This window comes from Streptomyces sp. AMJ-169 (assembly GCF_055597585.1).
Genome location: NZ_JBVLTJ010000008.1, coordinates 211,126 through 225,976 on the forward strand (window position 1 = coordinate 211,126; position 14,851 = coordinate 225,976).

The window sequence follows — 14,851 nt, forward strand, 5'->3', positions numbered from 1 at the left end:
GTGTTCCCCGCGCGTCCACCGGCAGGCCGCTCGCCCTGTTTCGCCCGCCGCCCCGTCGTCCATCATGGGGCCGGAGCTTCTGGAGATTTCTGGAAAAAGGGGGATGACCGTGTCCCGATACGTCTTCGACAGCGCCGCCGCACAGGCGGGCGGACGCTTCGCCGCCCTGGAGTCGTGCTACGACCCCGTCTCGCGCCGCGAGCTGGCCCGCACCGGGCTCACCACCGGCTGGCGCTGCCTCGAAGTGGGCGGCGGCAGCGGCTCGTTGGGGGAGTGGATGGCGGGGCGGGTCGGGCCCGCCGGCGAGGTCACCGTCACCGAACTCGAACCCCGCTGGGCCGCAGGCCGCCGCCGGCTGCCCCAACTGCGCCTGTTACGGCACGACATCGTCCACGACCCGCTGCCCGGACACGGCTACGACCTCATCCACGCCCGCCTCGTCCTGCTCCACCTGCCCGAACGGCTCGAAGTCCTGCACCGGCTCGCCGCCGCGCTGCGGCCCGGCGGAGCGCTGCTGCTGGAGGAGTTCGACTGCGGCTGGCTGCCCGTGCTGGCGGCCCCGAATCAGGCGTCGGCGGCGCTGTTCGAGCACGTCCACACGGCCCTGATGGACCTCCTGGAGAAAGCGGGCGGCGACCCCCTGTGGGGACGGCGGACGCTCGCGGCGATGAGGGCGGCCGGACTGCGGGACCTCACGGCGGTCACCCACGCGCAGGCGTGGGCGGGCGGCGGCGAGGGCATCGCCCTGCACCGGCACAACGTGGAACAGGTCGCCGGCCAACTGCTCACGGCAGGCGTGAGCGCCGGTGAACTGGACGCCTTCTACGCCCTGTTGGGGCACCCGGAGTTCGTCGTGAACTCCTATCCCCTGGTCAGCGTGCGGGGCCGGCGGCCGGAGGAGAGCGCGTGATGAGGCGTTACCTGGAAGCCCGGATACCGTCCGGGGAGGAGCCGTCGGCCCTGATGACCCGGCTCGCCGCGAGCGGGCGGTTCACGCCCTACGTCGTGTACGAGAACGGCGCCGAATGGGCGCTGGCCGGGGGCGCGCTGGCCGCCGTGGAGCTGCGGGAGCCGGACGGGCTGCGGCGGGTGGGGGAGCGGCTCGCCGGGGCGGGGGTCGCCGGCTGGCGGGCGTACGGGTGGGCGGCGTTCGAGCTCGGCGCCGGGGTGTCCCACGGGGAGACCCTGCTGCACCTCGTCGTGCCGGCCGAGGAGGTCCGCGCCGACGGCACCGGCGTCGTCGTCCGCGCGATGTCGGCCGAACGGCTCGCGCTCGTCACGGAGCTGGTGCGCGACGGGGGTCCGGCGCCGGGCGGGCGGCGGATCGAGGTCCCGCTCGACGACACCGGGAACTACCGGTCGGCGGTCGCGGCGGCCCTGGTCGAGCTGGGCGGGCCCGGGGAACTGGAGAAGGTGATCCTGTCGCGGCGGGTGCCGCTGCCGGACGACGTGGACCTGATCGCCAGCTTCGCCGCCGGGCGGCGCGCCAACACTCCCGCGCGCTCCTTCCTGCTGGACCTCGGCGGGGTGCAGGCGGCCGGGTTCAGCCCCGAGACGGTCGCCGAGGTCACCGCCGACGGCCGGGTCACCACCCGCCCGCTGGCCGGGACCCGGGCACGCACCGGACGGCCCGGGGACGACGCCCGGCTGCGCGCCGAACTCCTCGGCGACCCCAAGGAGATCCACGAGCACGCCATCTCCGTGAAGCTCGCCCTGGAGGACCTGGGCGCGGTCTGCGACGAGACCGTGGTCACCGACTACATGAGCGTCCTCGCGCGCGGCACCGTCCAGCACCTCGCCTCCACCGTCACCGGCCGCCTGCGCCCCGGCCTCGGCCCCTGGGACGCCTTCGCCGCGCTCTTCCCGGCGGTCACCGCGACGGGCATCCCCAAATCCGCCGCCTACCCCCTGATCCGCGCCTTGGAAGGCAGGCCCCGGGGCCTCTACGCCGGCGCCGTCCTCACCTGCGACGCCGACGGCACCCTCGACGCCGCCCTCGTCCTGCGCAGCCTGTTCCGCCGCGACGGCCACTGCTGGCTCCAGGCCGGCGCCGGCGTCGTACGGCAGTCCACACCCGAGCGGGAGCACGAGGAGACGTGCGAGAAGCTGCGCGGGGTCGCCGGGTATCTCGTCGGGCGGGGATGACCGCCTACGCTCAGGCTGGGAGTCCCGGAGGGAAAGGACGAGCGGACCATGGGCGGTGTGCTGCGGGACGCGTGGGCCACCCTGGTGCCCGGCCGGGGCGGCAGGCACGGGCCGCTGCCGCCGCTGATGCTCCTGCTGACCGTCGTCACCGGACTCGTGGACGCCTTCAGCTACCTCGTCCTCGGCCATGTCTTCGTCGCCAACATGACCGGCAACGTCGTCTTCACCGGGTTCGCCCTCGCGGGCGCCGCCGGCTTCTCCCTCACCGCCTCCCTGGCCGCGCTCGCCGCCTTCGCCGCAGGCGCCCTCCTCGGCGGCCGGACGGCCCGCACCGCCCGCACCCACCGCGGCCGGGCCCTCCAACGGGCGCTCGCCGTCGAGACACTGCTGGTCCTGGCCGCGTACGCCGTCGCGCGGGCGAGCGGCGGCCCCTACGACGGCACCGCCCGGTACGTCCTGATCGGGCTGCTCGGCCTCGCCATGGGCGTCCAGAACGCCGCCGCCCGCGCCCTCGGCGTCCCCGACCTCACCACCACCGTGCTCACCATGACCATCACCGGCATGGCCGCCGACAGCAGGGCCGCCGGCGGGACGAGCGGCAAGGCCGGGCGGCGGGCCCTGTCCGCGCTGGCCATGTTCGCGGGCGGTCTCGCCGGAGCCGTCGCCGTCCGGCACGGGAGCGAGGCCCTGCCGCTGCTGATCGCCGTGCTGCTGCTGGCCGCCGCCGCGCTCGCCGTCGCCCGGCTGGGGCGGTCGGACGCGGAGTGGACGCGACCGCTGTGACCGGCCCGCCCCGTCGGTAGCATGACCGCCGCGTCCGGCGCGTTTGGCCGTACCCCCTCCGAGAGGCAGGACGTCCGTATGACCCTCCACTGCGCTGTGCTGGACGACTACCAGGGCGTCGCGCTCACGTCCGCCGACTGGAGCCCGCTCGCCGGGCGCGCCGAGGTGCGGGTGCTGCGGGAGAACGTCGTCGACCCCGACCGGCTCGCCGCCGAGATCGGCGACTGCGAGATCGTCGTCGCCATGCGCGAACGCACCCCCTTCGGCGCCGAACTCCTCGCCCGGCTGCCGAAGTTGCGGCTGCTGGTGACGACCGGTACGCGCAACGCCTCCATCGACCTCGCGGCGGCTGCCGCGCGGGGCGTCACCGTGTGCGGTACGGGGGTGGACGCGACGCCGCCCGCCGAACTCACCTGGGCGCTGCTGCTCGGGCTCGCCCGGCACCTCACCGCCGAGAGCAGGTCGGTGCGGGAGAACGGGCCGTGGCAGTCGACCGTCGGACAGGACCTGCACGGGCGCACCCTCGGACTGCTCGGGCTCGGCCGGCTGGGGAGCCAAGTCGCCCGCGTGGGCGCCGCGTTCGGGATGGAGGTGCTCGCCTGGAGCCAGCACCTCACCGCCCAGCGCGCCGCCGACGCCGGGGTTCAACTGGCGGCGAGCAAAGAGGACTTGCTGGCCCGCAGCGACTTCGTGTCGGTCCACCTCGTGCTGTCCGACCGCACCCGGGGGCTCCTCGGCGAACCGGAGCTGCGCGCGATGCGGCCCCACGCCTACCTCGTCAACACCTCCCGCGCCGCCATCGTCGACCGCGAGGCGCTGCTGCGCGCCCTGCGCGAGGGCTGGATCGCCGGGGCCGGACTCGACGTCTTCGAGACCGAGCCGCTGGCCGCCGACGATCCGCTGCGCACCCTGCCGAACGTGCTCGCGACCCCGCACATCGGGTACGTGACCGAGCGCAACTACCGCACCTTCTACACGCACGCCGTCGAGGACATCACCGCCTATCTGGAGGGGGCTCCCGTACGGGTGATCCCGGCGGGGTGAATCGGGCGGGTGAACCGGCCGGGTCCGTCCCGCCCGCGCGGGGGCCGTTCTGGCAGGGTCTCCTCCGGACCCGCGCGGCGGAAGGAAGACCCGGTATGCGCATCCGAGCGGCCCTCACCGAGACCCCCGGCGGCCCTTTCGTCGTACAGGACGTCGACCTCGAACCGCCGCGCGCCGAAGAAGTGCTGGTCAGGATGGTCGCGGCCGGGCTCTGCCACTCCGACCTCAGCGCCCAGGCCGGCTGGTCGCGGGAGCGGCTGCCGATGGTCTTCGGGCACGAGGGGGCCGGAGTCGTCGAGGCGGTCGGCGCCGGGGTGCGCGGGCTCGGGCCCGGCGACCACGTGTGCCTGACCTTCACCAGCTGCGGCGCCTGCGAACAGTGCGCGGCCGGCCGGCCCGCCTACTGCCACTCCATGTACGCGCTGAACGCCTCCGGCACCCGGCCCGACGGCACCACCCCGCTCTCCCGCGCCGGCGCCCCCGTGCACGGCGTCTTCTTCGGCCAGTCCAGCTTCGCCACCCACGCCCTGGCCCACGTACGCAACACCGTCAAGGTCCCCGCCGATCTGCCCGCCCACCTCGCCGCGCCGCTGGGCTGCGGGGTCCAGACCGGCGCCGGGACCGTCCTGAACCGGCTGCGGCCCGGGCCCGGCGACTCCCTGGTCGTCATCGGCTGCGGCGGCGTCGGACTCAGCGCGCTCATGGCCGCCGTCGCCGTCGGCTGCGAGGTCATCGGCGTCGATCCGGTCGCCTCCCGGCGTCAACTGGCGCTGGAACTCGGCGCCCAGGCGGCGCTGGCCCCCGCTCCCGACCTCGCCGACAGCCTCCGCGACCTCACGGCGGGCGGCGCCCATCACGTCGTCGACACCACCAGCCGTCCCGAGGCGGTCCGCCAAGCGGTGGGCGCGCTGCGGCCGTTGGGGAATCTGGCGCTGCTCGGCCTCGGCACGGAGCTGAGCTTCGACGTGATGCCCTTGCTGCACAAGGGAGTTCGCGTGCACGGCGTGATCGAGGGCGACTCGCTGCCGTCCCGGTTCATCCCCGAGCTGATCGCCCTCCACCGCGAGGGCCGCCTCCCCCTCGAACGGATCGTCAGCACGTTCCCGTTCGAGGACATCGCGGACGCGGTCGCGGGGATGCGGGAGGGGACGGCGGTCAAGCCGGTGCTCATGTTCGGGGACCGGGCCTCCGGGGGCCGAGCCGCCGGGAACTGAACCTCCGGGGACTGAGCTTCCGGGACTGAACCTCCGGGGACCGAACCTCCGGGAGCTGAGCCGACTCCTGGGGGGCGTCAGGCCGTCGCCAGCTCCACAGGAAACACCTGCTCCACCCGGTCCCGCCGCACATACATGTCCCAGTACAGCTCGGCGAGTTCGGCCGGATCGGCGACCGGGAACCCCGCCAGATCCGCCGCCCCCTCGGAGCCGCGCGCCTCGAGGGCCTGCGCCGCCTCGCTGCCCGTGATCATCGCCGCGACGCTGAGCGTGCCGGCGTAGACCCCCTTCCCGGCCAGCTCCCCGTTGAGCGCGTACACATAGTTGCGCGCGGCGGCCATCACCGGGCCAGGGCCGCTGAGCCGCGGCGTCGGCCGGACGGCCGTGTAGCCGGTGGTCATCAGCAGCGCGCCGTCCCCGCGCTCGGCCAGCTCCGGCAGGACGGCGCGGAACACCTCGACCGGGGTCAGCAGGAGCAGCCCGGTGAACGACTCCACCGTCGCCGCGTCGAGCTGAGCGGCCGGGGTGAAGGCGGTGTCGCCGCCGAGGGGGCCGTACTCGACGACGTCGATCCGCCCGAAGCGCTCGCGGATCGCGCCGATCAGCGCGGGCACCCCCGACGGGTCGGACAGGTCGGCGGGGAAGGCGGCGGCCTCGACGCCGTCCTCCTCCAGCTGCGCGGCCAGCGTCTCCAGGCGGTCCTTGCGGCGGGCCACGAGGGCGACGCGGAAGCCTTCGCGGCCGAAGCGGCGGGCGACGGCGACACCGAGGCCGGTGCCCGCGCCGAAGACGGCGATCACTTTGGACATGGGGGTTCCCTTCGGGTCCAGAGCTAACCTGACCCGGCGGTCAGGTTATACGGCCGACCGTAGCACGGAAATTGACCCAGCGGTCAGGTTGCCGTCGGCCCCGGCTCCCCGCCCTCCGGCGACAGCGCCCGCCGCCGGGTCCGCGACAGCCGCTCCAGCGTCGTCAGCGCGTCCTCGGCGCCGCCCAGCAGCGAGGGCCGGGGGCCCACGAACCGTGCGCAGACGCCGTGATGCGCGTCATGGACCTCCGTGAGCGCCGCGACCAGCCGGCCCTGCGCCGCGCAGGGGCCGGCGCACACCCGCAGGTGATGTGCGCCCCACACGCGCAACTCCCGCACCAGCACCCGGTGATCGGCCGACCACAGCCCCGAGAACCCCTCGGGCGCGCCCGGCGGGCTCATCGAGGGCCGTACGCGGGAGCGGTAGCGCTCGGCGGGGAAGGCGGCGGTCAGCCGCAGCGCCTCGGCGCCCGCGCGCAGCAGCCGGGCCGCCGTCAGGGCGGGGGCGCGGTGGTCGGCGGCCCCGCGGGCGTCCCGCAGGGCCACCGTGGTCAGCTGGGTCAGCACGAAGAACAGCCGGTGCCCGGCGATCCAGCGGCCCTGCGCGGACGGCGCCGCGGGCGCGGGCTCGGGCCACGGCACCGGCAGCACCGGGCCGAGCAGCCGGGACACGGCCCGCAGCCGGGGCGAGGCCAGCTCCGGCGCGGCCAGCGCCTGCCGCAGCGCCCGGTACAGCAGCGCCGCCGGATCACCGGAGCGCCGGCACACCCCGAAGTACCGGTCGTACGCCTGCTCCTGCGCGGTCCCCGCCCGGGTACGGCGGCCGGCCGGCGCCAGCGGGCCGGGTCCTGGCAGCCGGGCCAGGGACGCGGGCAGGGACTGGGCCGGGGGAAGGGACAGCAGGGGACCGCTCATCGCGGGCGGCGCATCGGGTACGGAGAGCCGGCCATCCCGGCGCGCACCAGCTCCTCCACCCGCCGGTGCAGAACAGGCACGTACGGCTCCGCCTCCGGCTTCATCAGCGCGCTGCGCAGCACGTACGTCTCCTCGCGGTCGCGCGTCAGCCGGGGATGCCTGCGGACGGCGGCGTCGGCGTCCACCCGCAGCGCGCTCAGGAACACCGGGTCGGCCGGGTCCCGCGCGCCGCGCTCCACCAGCTCCGGCACCACCGAGCCGAGGGCGCCCAGCGCGGTCACGGCGCGCGGGAAGTACGTGACGATGTCCAGGTCGGGCCGCTGGTACAGCTCCAGCACCGGCGAGCGCCCGATTCTCTCGGCCCAGTCCAGGGCGGCCCGGCGGCCGGCGGCGAGGACCGCGCCGAGGCCGCCCGGGGTGAGCGGGAACAGCCGCAGCGTCAGCCACAGGGCCGCTGCCGCCGCCCCGGAGCGCGAGCACTCCAGGCTGATCTGGCCCAGGTGGCGGTCCGGGGAGGAGAAGTACGTGCACGGCGAGTCGTGCCCGTAGAAGCGGGCCACCTCCGGATCGGCGAACAGCACCGCGCCGCAGCCGTACGGCTGGAGGCCGTGCTTGTGCGGGTCGACGGCGAGCGAGTCGCACGCGGACAGCGCCCGCCAGGGCGCGAGGTCGTCCAGGAGGCCGATGCCGGGCTCGGCCAGGAGCCGGTGGAAACCGCCGTAGGCCGCGTCCACGTGCACCCGCGCGCCGTGCCGGCGGGCGAGCGCGACGACGGTGTGCAGCGGGTCGACCGCGCCCAGGGGCGACGTCCCCATGGTCGCCACGACGGTCCCGATCCGGCCACTGGCCAGGAGCCCGGCGAGTGCGTCGGTGTCCATCCGGCCGCGCGCGTCGACCGGCACCGGGTGCGCCTCCATGCCGAGGAGGTGGCACATGCGGGCGTGCGTGTAGTGGGCGTCGGAGCTGTGCGCGATCCCCTGGCCGGGGTGGCTCTCGCGGGCGACGTAGAGGGCTTCGAGGTTGGCGAGGGTGCCGCTGGTCGTGAGATGGCCCAGGGCGCCCGGGACCTGCCAGAACCCGGCGAGCTGGGCCATCACCTCCTCCTCCAGCCGGGAGGTGACCGGGCCGCCGTCCAGGGCGTGGTTGTTGGAGTTGATCAGCATCGCCGCCGTGTAGCCGACGACCGCCACCGGGTGCGGGGGCTTGAGCACCTGGCCGGCGTAGCGGGGGTGGAAGAACGGGTAGCTGGCGCGCAGCCGGCCGGTGAGCTCGGCGAACGCGTCGGCCAGGGCGCGCTCGTCGACGGCGGTGCTCGGGTGGTCAGGGACCGGGCCGTGGGTGTGCTGCCAGTCGGCGATGGCGTCGGCGGCGCGGCCGAGCCAGTCGGTCAGACGCATCGGTGTGTCCCATCTCCCGGGCCTTCCATTGGAGACGATCGCGCCGCCCGCCGCCTGTCCAAAGCCGCTCGCCCCGGACGCGTCAAGGGGTGCATCAGGGCACCTCTCGCGGCTGCCGCGCAGGTCAGGGCGAGCGACACTGGAAGGCATGGCACGTGAACGGCGCAGCAACAGCGAACTGGGGGTATTCCTGAGGGCGAGACGAGGGCGGGTGACACCGGCGGACGTGGGACTGCCTGCGGGGACGGGGATACGGCGGACACCGGGCCTGCGCCGGGAGGAGCTGGCGGCGCTGGCCGGGGTGAGCATCGACTACTACACGCGCCTCGAACGCGGCAAGGAGACCAACCCCAGCCCCTCCGTCGTCGATGCGCTCGGCGCGGCGCTGCTCCTGGAGAGCCCCGAACTGGCCCACCTGCGCGACCTCGCGGCGCGCGCGGCGCGGGGCCGCGGCAACACGCCACCGGCCGCCGACCTCGCGCGGACCGCCGACACCGGGCTCGGACTCCTCCTGGAGAGCATGCGGCCCCACCCCGTGCACGTCGTCAGCCGCACGATGGACCTCATCGCCGCCACCCCCAGCGGCCTGAACCTCCTGGCGGGCCTCGCGGACTGGCCCGAGGGACAGCGCAACATCGTCCGCTACGTCTTCCTCCACCCCACCGCGCGCGTCCTCTTCGACGACTGGGAGTACCAGATCCGCGGCACCGTGGCCCGGCTGCGCGCCCTCGCCGGCGTCGAGCCCGACGCCCCCGGCCTCGTCGCGCTCGTCGACGAACTCCTCGTCAAGAGCCCCGAGTTCGCCCTCCTGTGGGAGTACTACGACGTCATGGGCCGCACCCACGGCAGCAAGCTGTTCCACCACCCCGTCGCCGGCACGTTCCGGCTCGGCTACCACTCCCTGACCTTCGACGGCCCCGCCGGCCGGCGCCTCGTCGCCTATCACGCGGCGCCGGGCACCCCGGAGTACGAGGTGATGACCGCCCTCGACCAGCCCGACCGGGAGCCCGCCCTCGGCTGACGGCCCACTCTGCGCCGTGGGGGAGGATGGGCCACATGTGTGTGACGAGCAGATGGACGCAAGGTGCCCGGCCGGACCGCCCGGCGGGTGGGACGGGGGCGGGCCGATGAGCGCCCCGCTGTACCAGCTCAAGGCCGAGTTCTTCAAGACCCTCGGCCACCCCGCCCGCATCCGCGTCCTCGAACTCCTCAGCGAGCGCGAGCACGCCGTCGCCGAACTCCTCCCCGAGGTCGGCCTGGAACCGGCGCATCTCTCCCAGCAGCTGGCGGTGCTGCGGCGGGCGAACCTCGTGGTGACGCGGAAGGAGGGCTCGACGGTGTACTACTCCCTGACGAGCCCTCACGTCGCGGAACTGCTGCGGGTGGCGCGGACGATCCTCTCGGGAGTGCTGGCGGGACAGGCCGAACTGCTCGCGGATCTGCGGGCGACGGGGGAGGAGCCGTAGGCTCACCCGGCGGCGCCCTCCCCACCGGGGCCGACCGCCACCCCGTGCTCCCGCGCGATCCGTACGGCGTCGTCCAACTCGTCCTGCGCCGCCGCCAGTTCGTACACGTCCTCGTCCCGCACGGCCGCCGCCACCCGCTCCCGCGCCACCTCTACCCGCTCCCGCAACGCCTCGGTGAAACCACCCACCCGGACGACCCCTCCCACTGGATGATCAAGTCAACTTGAAGACATCTTCAAATTGACAGTACGGCATGGGGAGAGCGGGCGGCCGGGGGGCGGTCCGCCGGGCAGGTGGCATCCTGGCGGTCCAGATCATCACCGCAGTCCGGATGGAAGGCCCAGCACCACAGTGGACCATGACGTCACCGCTCTCGACGACCCGGTGGGGGAGTCGCTCCGTACCCACCACGCCCGCCTCGGCCGCCGGCTCGGCCGCGCCGCCACCTACCTCACCGGCGTCGCGACCTTCTCCGCGCTGCCCGCCGACGCGGACAAGGAGGACTGGGCGGACCTCGCCGAACTGCTCGGCCAGGACGCCTTCGCCGACATGTTCAGCTGCCCGGCGCTCCCGCCGGCCGACTGGGAGCCGGTCTTCTCCCTCGAAGGACGCCAGCTGATCTGGACCGGCGGACCGGCGCCGGCCGGGGACGGCGTGAGCGAGCTGGGGCCGGCCGACGTGCCCGAGATGCTCGCCCTCGTCGAGCTGACCAAACCCGGCCCCTTCTGGCCGCGCACCCTCGAACTCGGCACGTACCTCGGGATCCGGGACGCCGGCGGCAGTCTGATCGCGATGGCGGGCGAGCGGCTGCGGCCACCGGGGTGGACCGAGATCAGCGCCGTCTGCACGGCCCCCCACGCGCGCGGCCAGGGCCACGCGGCGCGCCTGGTGCGGGAGCTGACCGCGCGGATCAGCGCACGGGGCGAACGGCCCTTCCTGCACGCGGCCGAGGCCAACACGGTCGCGCTCGCGCTGTACGAGCGGCTCGGGTTCGAGACCCGCAAGAAGGTGACCTTCCAGGGGTTCCGCACGCCGTAGCCCCGGCGCCGGAGCGCCGGGGCACGGTGTCACCAGGAGACGGTGACGGACCGGCCGATGACGGACGCGATCACGATGCCGGAGGAGTCCAGCGTGATCAGCTGAGTCTCCAACTGCTCGCCGTTCGTCGCGAGATACGGGAACGGGCCCTTGTGGCCGAGCGAGCAGCTGACACTGTGCTCGGCCACCCGCTTCTCGCTGCCGGACACCAGAACCTCGATGTACGCCGACGCGCACCCGGTGTTCTTGATGATGTACCCGTCGGGCTCGGCGTAGTGCCCGCTCGCGCTGATACAGGGCTCGACGGTGTTCCCGCCCGCGCTCGCCGTGTAGCAGCCGCCACCGGTGGACGCGCTCGCCGTGCCGGGCAGGAGAAGGGTGCCCGCGAGCGCCGTCACGGCGACCGCCAGCGAGGCCATGGTCTTTCGAAGCTGCATTCCTGGACTTTCTTCCGGGCCTGAATGCCGACGCCGTCGATCTTCGAGGCCCGGAGGCCCGGCGCGCCACGCCTTGGCCGCAGCTGACGGGATCCTGGGACGCGCACGCCCCTGACCTGCGAGAACCCGTCCCTGCGTGACGTCACCGTGGGACAGTCAAGGACCTTATGCGAAGCACCCGTTCACGGTCGCCGCGAGGCCGTCCATGGCGTCCTTGATGCTGCTGGGGGCGGCGGTGGAGTTGTTCTCCACGAAGGAGAACACCTTCCACTTGCCGTCCTTGCCCTGCGTCAGACCGCTCAGCGCGATCGCCCCGGTGAGGGTGCCGGTCTTGGCGTGCACCTTGCCGACCGCGCACTTGGAGTCGGGGTCGTCGAAGCGGCCCCACTCCGGCCCGAGGGTGCTGCCCGCCTCGCCGGATATGGGCAGGCCGTCGATGATCGAGCCCAGGACGCGGGCGTGCTCGGGGCGGGTCGCCACCTCCAGGATCTCGGCGAGGGTCGCGGCCGGGATGCGGTCCGCGCGGGACAGCCCGCTGCCGTCGTAGATCTCGAAGTTGTCGAGGGACACGCCGTACACCCGGCTCAGCACGTCGCGCACGACCTCGGTGCCGCCCTCGAAGGTCGCGGGGCGGCCGGCGGCCAGGGCGGTGGCGCGCAGGAGGGTCTCGGCGATGTTGTTGTCGCTCTGCTTGAGCATCGTGTGGACGATGTCGGACAGCGGCGCCGACCGGTGCCGGGCGACGGGCACGTCCGTACGGCTCGCGGTGGCCCGGGTGACGTCGCCGGTGACCGTGACGCCCTGGGCGGCGAGCTGCTGGGCGAAGACCTGGCCGGCGTCGAGGGAGGTGTCCTGGACGCCGTGCCCGTCGACGACGAGGGCGCGCACGGGGGCGATGTTGTCGGGGTAGTAGCCCTCGTTCCAGCCGTTGGCCAGGCTGGGCGCGGGGAAGAGGCTGTCGTCGACGGCGACCTTCACCGACGTCAGGCCCGCCGCCTTCAGCCCGGCGACCGCCGTCTTGGCCAGCTCGGTCAGGTCGGCGGTGGTGAGGGTGCGGTCGCCGCCGCCGACGAGGGTGAGGGTGCCGTCGCCGTAGACGACCTTGGTGGTGAAGCGGTGGTGCGGGCCGAGGACCGTGAGGGCCGCGGTCGACGTGGCGAGCTTGGCGTTGGACGCCGGCATCAGCGCGGTCGACGCGTTGTGGCCCCAGATCGTGGTGTCCGACTCCGCGTCGAGGACCACGCCGCTGACGTCCGTGCCCAGCCGCTGGTCCAGGACGCGGGTCTCCAGGTTCGCGGCCATCTGCTGGTCGTCGGCGTCGAGTTCGGCGGCCGTCTTCGCCGTCGTGCCCTTGTCCGCGGCGAAGGCCGACGGCCCGGCGAGGGCGGCGGACGCCACCGGCAGGGCCATCGCGAGGACGAGGGCGCGGCGCAGGCCGGGGCCCGCCGCCTTGGGCTTGCGGTGGCGCCGCCGGCCGCCCGGGAGGAACGAGTCGGACGTGTCCACAGCTGTATCGATCATCGGGTGTTCCGGAGCCTTCGGTTCGCGTGCGGGGGGTTGACATGAAGAGGCGGCGGGCACGCCGCATCAGCTGTCGCACCCACCTCGGACATCACACCTCTTGAGGGGGAGCATGACATCAGAAAGCTGCGAAGGGACAGTGAAGAAAACCCGATGTCGTTTATGTGAGCCTCAGTTGACGTGCGGCTCTGTGAGGGTCAGTTGACGCACGGCACCCCGCCCGCCCGGACCGCCGGGCCCGAGTCCTGCGTCGTGGACGGGGCCGGCTTCGCCGCCGCACCGCCGTCGCTCTTGCCGCCGCCGGCCGCCGGCGCCGTCCAGTTCCGGCCGATGACGACCCTGACGTGCCCCGCAGGGACGCCCGGACTCGCCGTCGCCGAGCCCGCGTTCAGGTGGCCGGCGATCCGCTGCGCCGCGTCACCCGCGCCGCTGCCGTAGAAGACGGCCGTCGTCGACTGCTGGGCCGCGTTGCCGACGCTGCCCGCCATGTAGCCGAGCGCGGTCAGGGCGTCCAGCTCGGTGCCGGCCGCGCCGTGGGCGCCGTTGCCGTTGAGGACGTCGACCGTGGTCCGCGCGGCGTCCGGGTCGGGCCCGGCGGCCGAGGCGGCGGCGGACGGCTGGGCGCTCGTCCCGAACGCCTGCTGGACGATCTGCTTGACGCGGTCGGGGTCGACGAGGTTCACCGACTCCCGGTTGCGGGTCGCGAAGCCGGTGATCGGCAGGGTGTGGAAGACGACGTTGCCGCCGGTCAGATTGGGCGCCTGGCGGGCGAAGTCCAGGACGTTCCAGGAGTTGTCGAGGACGACGTCCTTCTTCACCACGCCGAACAGGCCCTGGAGTTTGCCCAGGTCGCCCCACACGCCCTCGGTCTTGAGCTTGTGCGTGACGCTGGAGATGAACGCCTGCTGGCGGCGGGTGCGGTCGAGGTCGCCGCCCTCCAGACCGTGCCGCTGCCGTACGAAGGCCAGGGCCTGCCTGGCGTCCAGCTCGGAGGGGCCCGCGGGGAAGTCGGCGCCCGAATAGCGGTCCCGCACCGCGTGGTTGAGGCAGACCGGGATGGGCTGGAGGACCTTGGCGATGTCGTAGAAGCCGAGGAGGTTGACCTCGGCGAAGTGGTCGACGCTCACGCCGGTGAAGTCCTGCACGGTCGCCAGCGTCGCCTCCCGGCCGGCCTCGCGCGCCTTCGCCTCCAGCTCCGCCCCCTTCAGACCCTGCGTCGCGGCCTTGTCATGGGCGGTGGTGTACGCGTTGGCGTACGCCTCCTTGATCTTGTAGTGGCCCTGGACGGAGCCGTCGCCGTTGAGGGTGCGGACGTAGTCGTCGCGCGGGATCGAGAACGCCTGGACCTTGCCGCCGTCCTTCGGGATGTGCATCAGGATCAGCGTGTTGGTGTTGTAGTAGCCGATGTCGCTGGACCCGGCGTGCAGCTGGTCCTGCACGAACTCCTTCGGCAGGTCGCCTCCGTTCATGTCCTTGCGCGAGTCCAGGCCGATGAGCAGCAGGTTGACGGAGTCGTCCAGATGGCCGGGCCGCTTGCCGATGTTGTCGAGCGCGTCGGAGGTGGTCAGCCCGTCGGTCAGCGAGTGGTACGCCCACCACGTCACCCCGCAGCCGATCAGCAGCGCGACCGACACCGTCCACACCAGCCCGCGCAGCGCGGTGGCCCAGGGGGCGCGTACGTCAGACACGACGGCTCCTCCCGCCCGCCGCCCGCACCGCGATCACGAGCAGCACCGCGCACGTCCCGGCGGCCATCGCCGGGAACGCCGCGACCGCGCCGCGGATCAGCTGCGTGGTGAGCGTGCCGTCGGAGCCGGTGAGCAGCTCGGCCCCGCCGGTCACCACGGCCGTCGCGAGCACCGGCAGCGGCACCAGCCACCACAGCGCACCCCGGCGCGCCGCGAGCGAGGCCGCCCACACCGACCCGACGACGGCCCCGACCGCGAGCCCGGCCCCGAGCCCGCTCCCGCGCACGACGTCCACGCCGGCACCGACGGCCGGCGGCACCAGCAGAGTCACCCCGACGCCTCTGCGAAAGGCCCCGCTCCGCCGGGCCCGGGCCGGTCCGGGCCGCACCGGCGCA

Annotated in this window: 16 protein-coding genes; 8 read left to right on the forward strand and 8 right to left on the reverse strand. The window is 74.0% G+C overall.

From position 1 onward, the window contains the following. The first annotated feature begins 103 nt into the window (after positions 1-103). From ACYUD3_RS21440 to ACYUD3_RS21460, 5 genes are all read left to right on the forward strand, one after another. Positions 104-910 carry a methyltransferase domain-containing protein gene (locus ACYUD3_RS21440; protein WP_470972225.1) on the forward strand — a complete coding sequence of 269 codons (807 nt, stop codon included), beginning with the start codon at positions 104-106 and terminating at the stop codon, positions 908-910. Then, on the forward strand, positions 910-2,145 hold the full coding sequence (locus tag ACYUD3_RS21445; protein ID WP_470972227.1) for a salicylate synthase: 1,236 nt from the start codon (positions 910-912) through the stop codon (positions 2,143-2,145). Before ACYUD3_RS21440 ends, ACYUD3_RS21445 begins: the two co-directional genes overlap by 1 nt. A gap of 48 nt (positions 2,146-2,193) precedes the next feature. Continuing rightward, entirely contained in the window at positions 2,194-2,928 is a 735-nt protein-coding gene (locus ACYUD3_RS21450; RefSeq protein WP_470972229.1) for a YoaK family protein, read from the forward strand. A 78-nt stretch (positions 2,929-3,006) separates the two neighbouring features. Continuing rightward, positions 3,007-3,972, forward strand: a complete 966-nt coding sequence (locus ACYUD3_RS21455; RefSeq protein ID WP_470972231.1) for a D-2-hydroxyacid dehydrogenase family protein — start codon at positions 3,007-3,009, stop codon at positions 3,970-3,972. Between the two features lie 95 nt (positions 3,973-4,067). Next, a complete protein-coding gene (locus ACYUD3_RS21460) occupies positions 4,068-5,186 on the forward strand; it encodes an NAD(P)-dependent alcohol dehydrogenase (RefSeq protein ID WP_470972233.1) in 1,119 nt (372 codons plus the stop codon). A gap of 77 nt (positions 5,187-5,263) precedes the next feature. Here ACYUD3_RS21460 and ACYUD3_RS21465 read toward each other — a convergent pair whose 3' ends face one another. From ACYUD3_RS21465 to ACYUD3_RS21475, 3 genes are all read right to left on the reverse strand, one after another. Beyond that, complete coding sequence (locus tag ACYUD3_RS21465; RefSeq protein ID WP_470972235.1) at positions 5,264-5,995, reverse strand: SDR family NAD(P)-dependent oxidoreductase; 732 nt, start codon at positions 5,993-5,995, stop codon at positions 5,264-5,266. 83 nt (positions 5,996-6,078) lie between these two features. After that, the gene (locus tag ACYUD3_RS21470; protein WP_470972237.1) at positions 6,079-6,909 is read right to left on the reverse strand and encodes a hypothetical protein; all 831 of its coding nucleotides are present in this window, start codon (positions 6,907-6,909) and stop codon (positions 6,079-6,081) included. Next, on the reverse strand, positions 6,906-8,306 hold the full coding sequence (locus ACYUD3_RS21475) for a pyridoxal phosphate-dependent decarboxylase family protein (protein WP_470972239.1): 1,401 nt from the start codon (positions 8,304-8,306) through the stop codon (positions 6,906-6,908). The genes ACYUD3_RS21470 and ACYUD3_RS21475 overlap by 4 nt, the downstream gene beginning before the upstream one ends. A gap of 148 nt (positions 8,307-8,454) precedes the next feature. Between ACYUD3_RS21475 and ACYUD3_RS21480 the strand changes: the two genes are divergently transcribed. After that, positions 8,455-9,327, forward strand: coding sequence for a helix-turn-helix transcriptional regulator (locus ACYUD3_RS21480; RefSeq protein WP_470972241.1), 873 nt, complete (start codon positions 8,455-8,457; stop codon positions 9,325-9,327). 106 nt (positions 9,328-9,433) lie between these two features. Next, complete coding sequence (locus ACYUD3_RS21485) at positions 9,434-9,772, forward strand: ArsR/SmtB family transcription factor (protein ID WP_470972243.1); 339 nt, start codon at positions 9,434-9,436, stop codon at positions 9,770-9,772. Positions 9,773-9,774: 2 nt separating this feature from the next. On the opposite strand, the gene ACYUD3_RS21490 is transcribed toward ACYUD3_RS21485, so the two are convergent. Next, positions 9,775-9,960 carry a hypothetical protein gene (locus ACYUD3_RS21490; protein ID WP_470972244.1) on the reverse strand — a complete coding sequence of 62 codons (186 nt, stop codon included), beginning with the start codon at positions 9,958-9,960 and terminating at the stop codon, positions 9,775-9,777. Between the two features lie 163 nt (positions 9,961-10,123). Here ACYUD3_RS21490 and ACYUD3_RS21495 point away from each other — a divergent pair, with 163 nt between their 5' ends. Then, positions 10,124-10,810 (forward strand): GNAT family N-acetyltransferase, encoded by a 687-nt coding sequence (locus ACYUD3_RS21495; RefSeq protein WP_470972246.1) that lies wholly within the window; start codon positions 10,124-10,126, stop codon positions 10,808-10,810. Between the two features lie 29 nt (positions 10,811-10,839). Here ACYUD3_RS21495 and ACYUD3_RS21500 read toward each other — a convergent pair whose 3' ends face one another. From ACYUD3_RS21500 to ACYUD3_RS21515, 4 genes are all read right to left on the reverse strand, one after another. Beyond that, positions 10,840-11,247, reverse strand: coding sequence for a hypothetical protein (locus tag ACYUD3_RS21500; protein ID WP_470972247.1), 408 nt, complete (start codon positions 11,245-11,247; stop codon positions 10,840-10,842). A gap of 165 nt (positions 11,248-11,412) precedes the next feature. Further along, positions 11,413-12,768, reverse strand: a complete 1,356-nt coding sequence (dacB, locus tag ACYUD3_RS21505; protein ID WP_470972249.1) for a D-alanyl-D-alanine carboxypeptidase/D-alanyl-D-alanine endopeptidase — start codon at positions 12,766-12,768, stop codon at positions 11,413-11,415. Positions 12,769-12,965: 197 nt separating this feature from the next. Beyond that, a complete protein-coding gene (locus ACYUD3_RS21510) occupies positions 12,966-14,456 on the reverse strand; it encodes an LCP family protein (RefSeq protein ID WP_470972250.1) in 1,491 nt (496 codons plus the stop codon). Continuing rightward, positions 14,449-14,787 (reverse strand): DUF6542 domain-containing protein, encoded by a 339-nt coding sequence (locus ACYUD3_RS21515; protein ID WP_470972252.1) that lies wholly within the window; start codon positions 14,785-14,787, stop codon positions 14,449-14,451. The genes ACYUD3_RS21510 and ACYUD3_RS21515 overlap by 8 nt, the downstream gene beginning before the upstream one ends. Between the last annotated feature and the right edge of the window lie 64 nt (positions 14,788-14,851).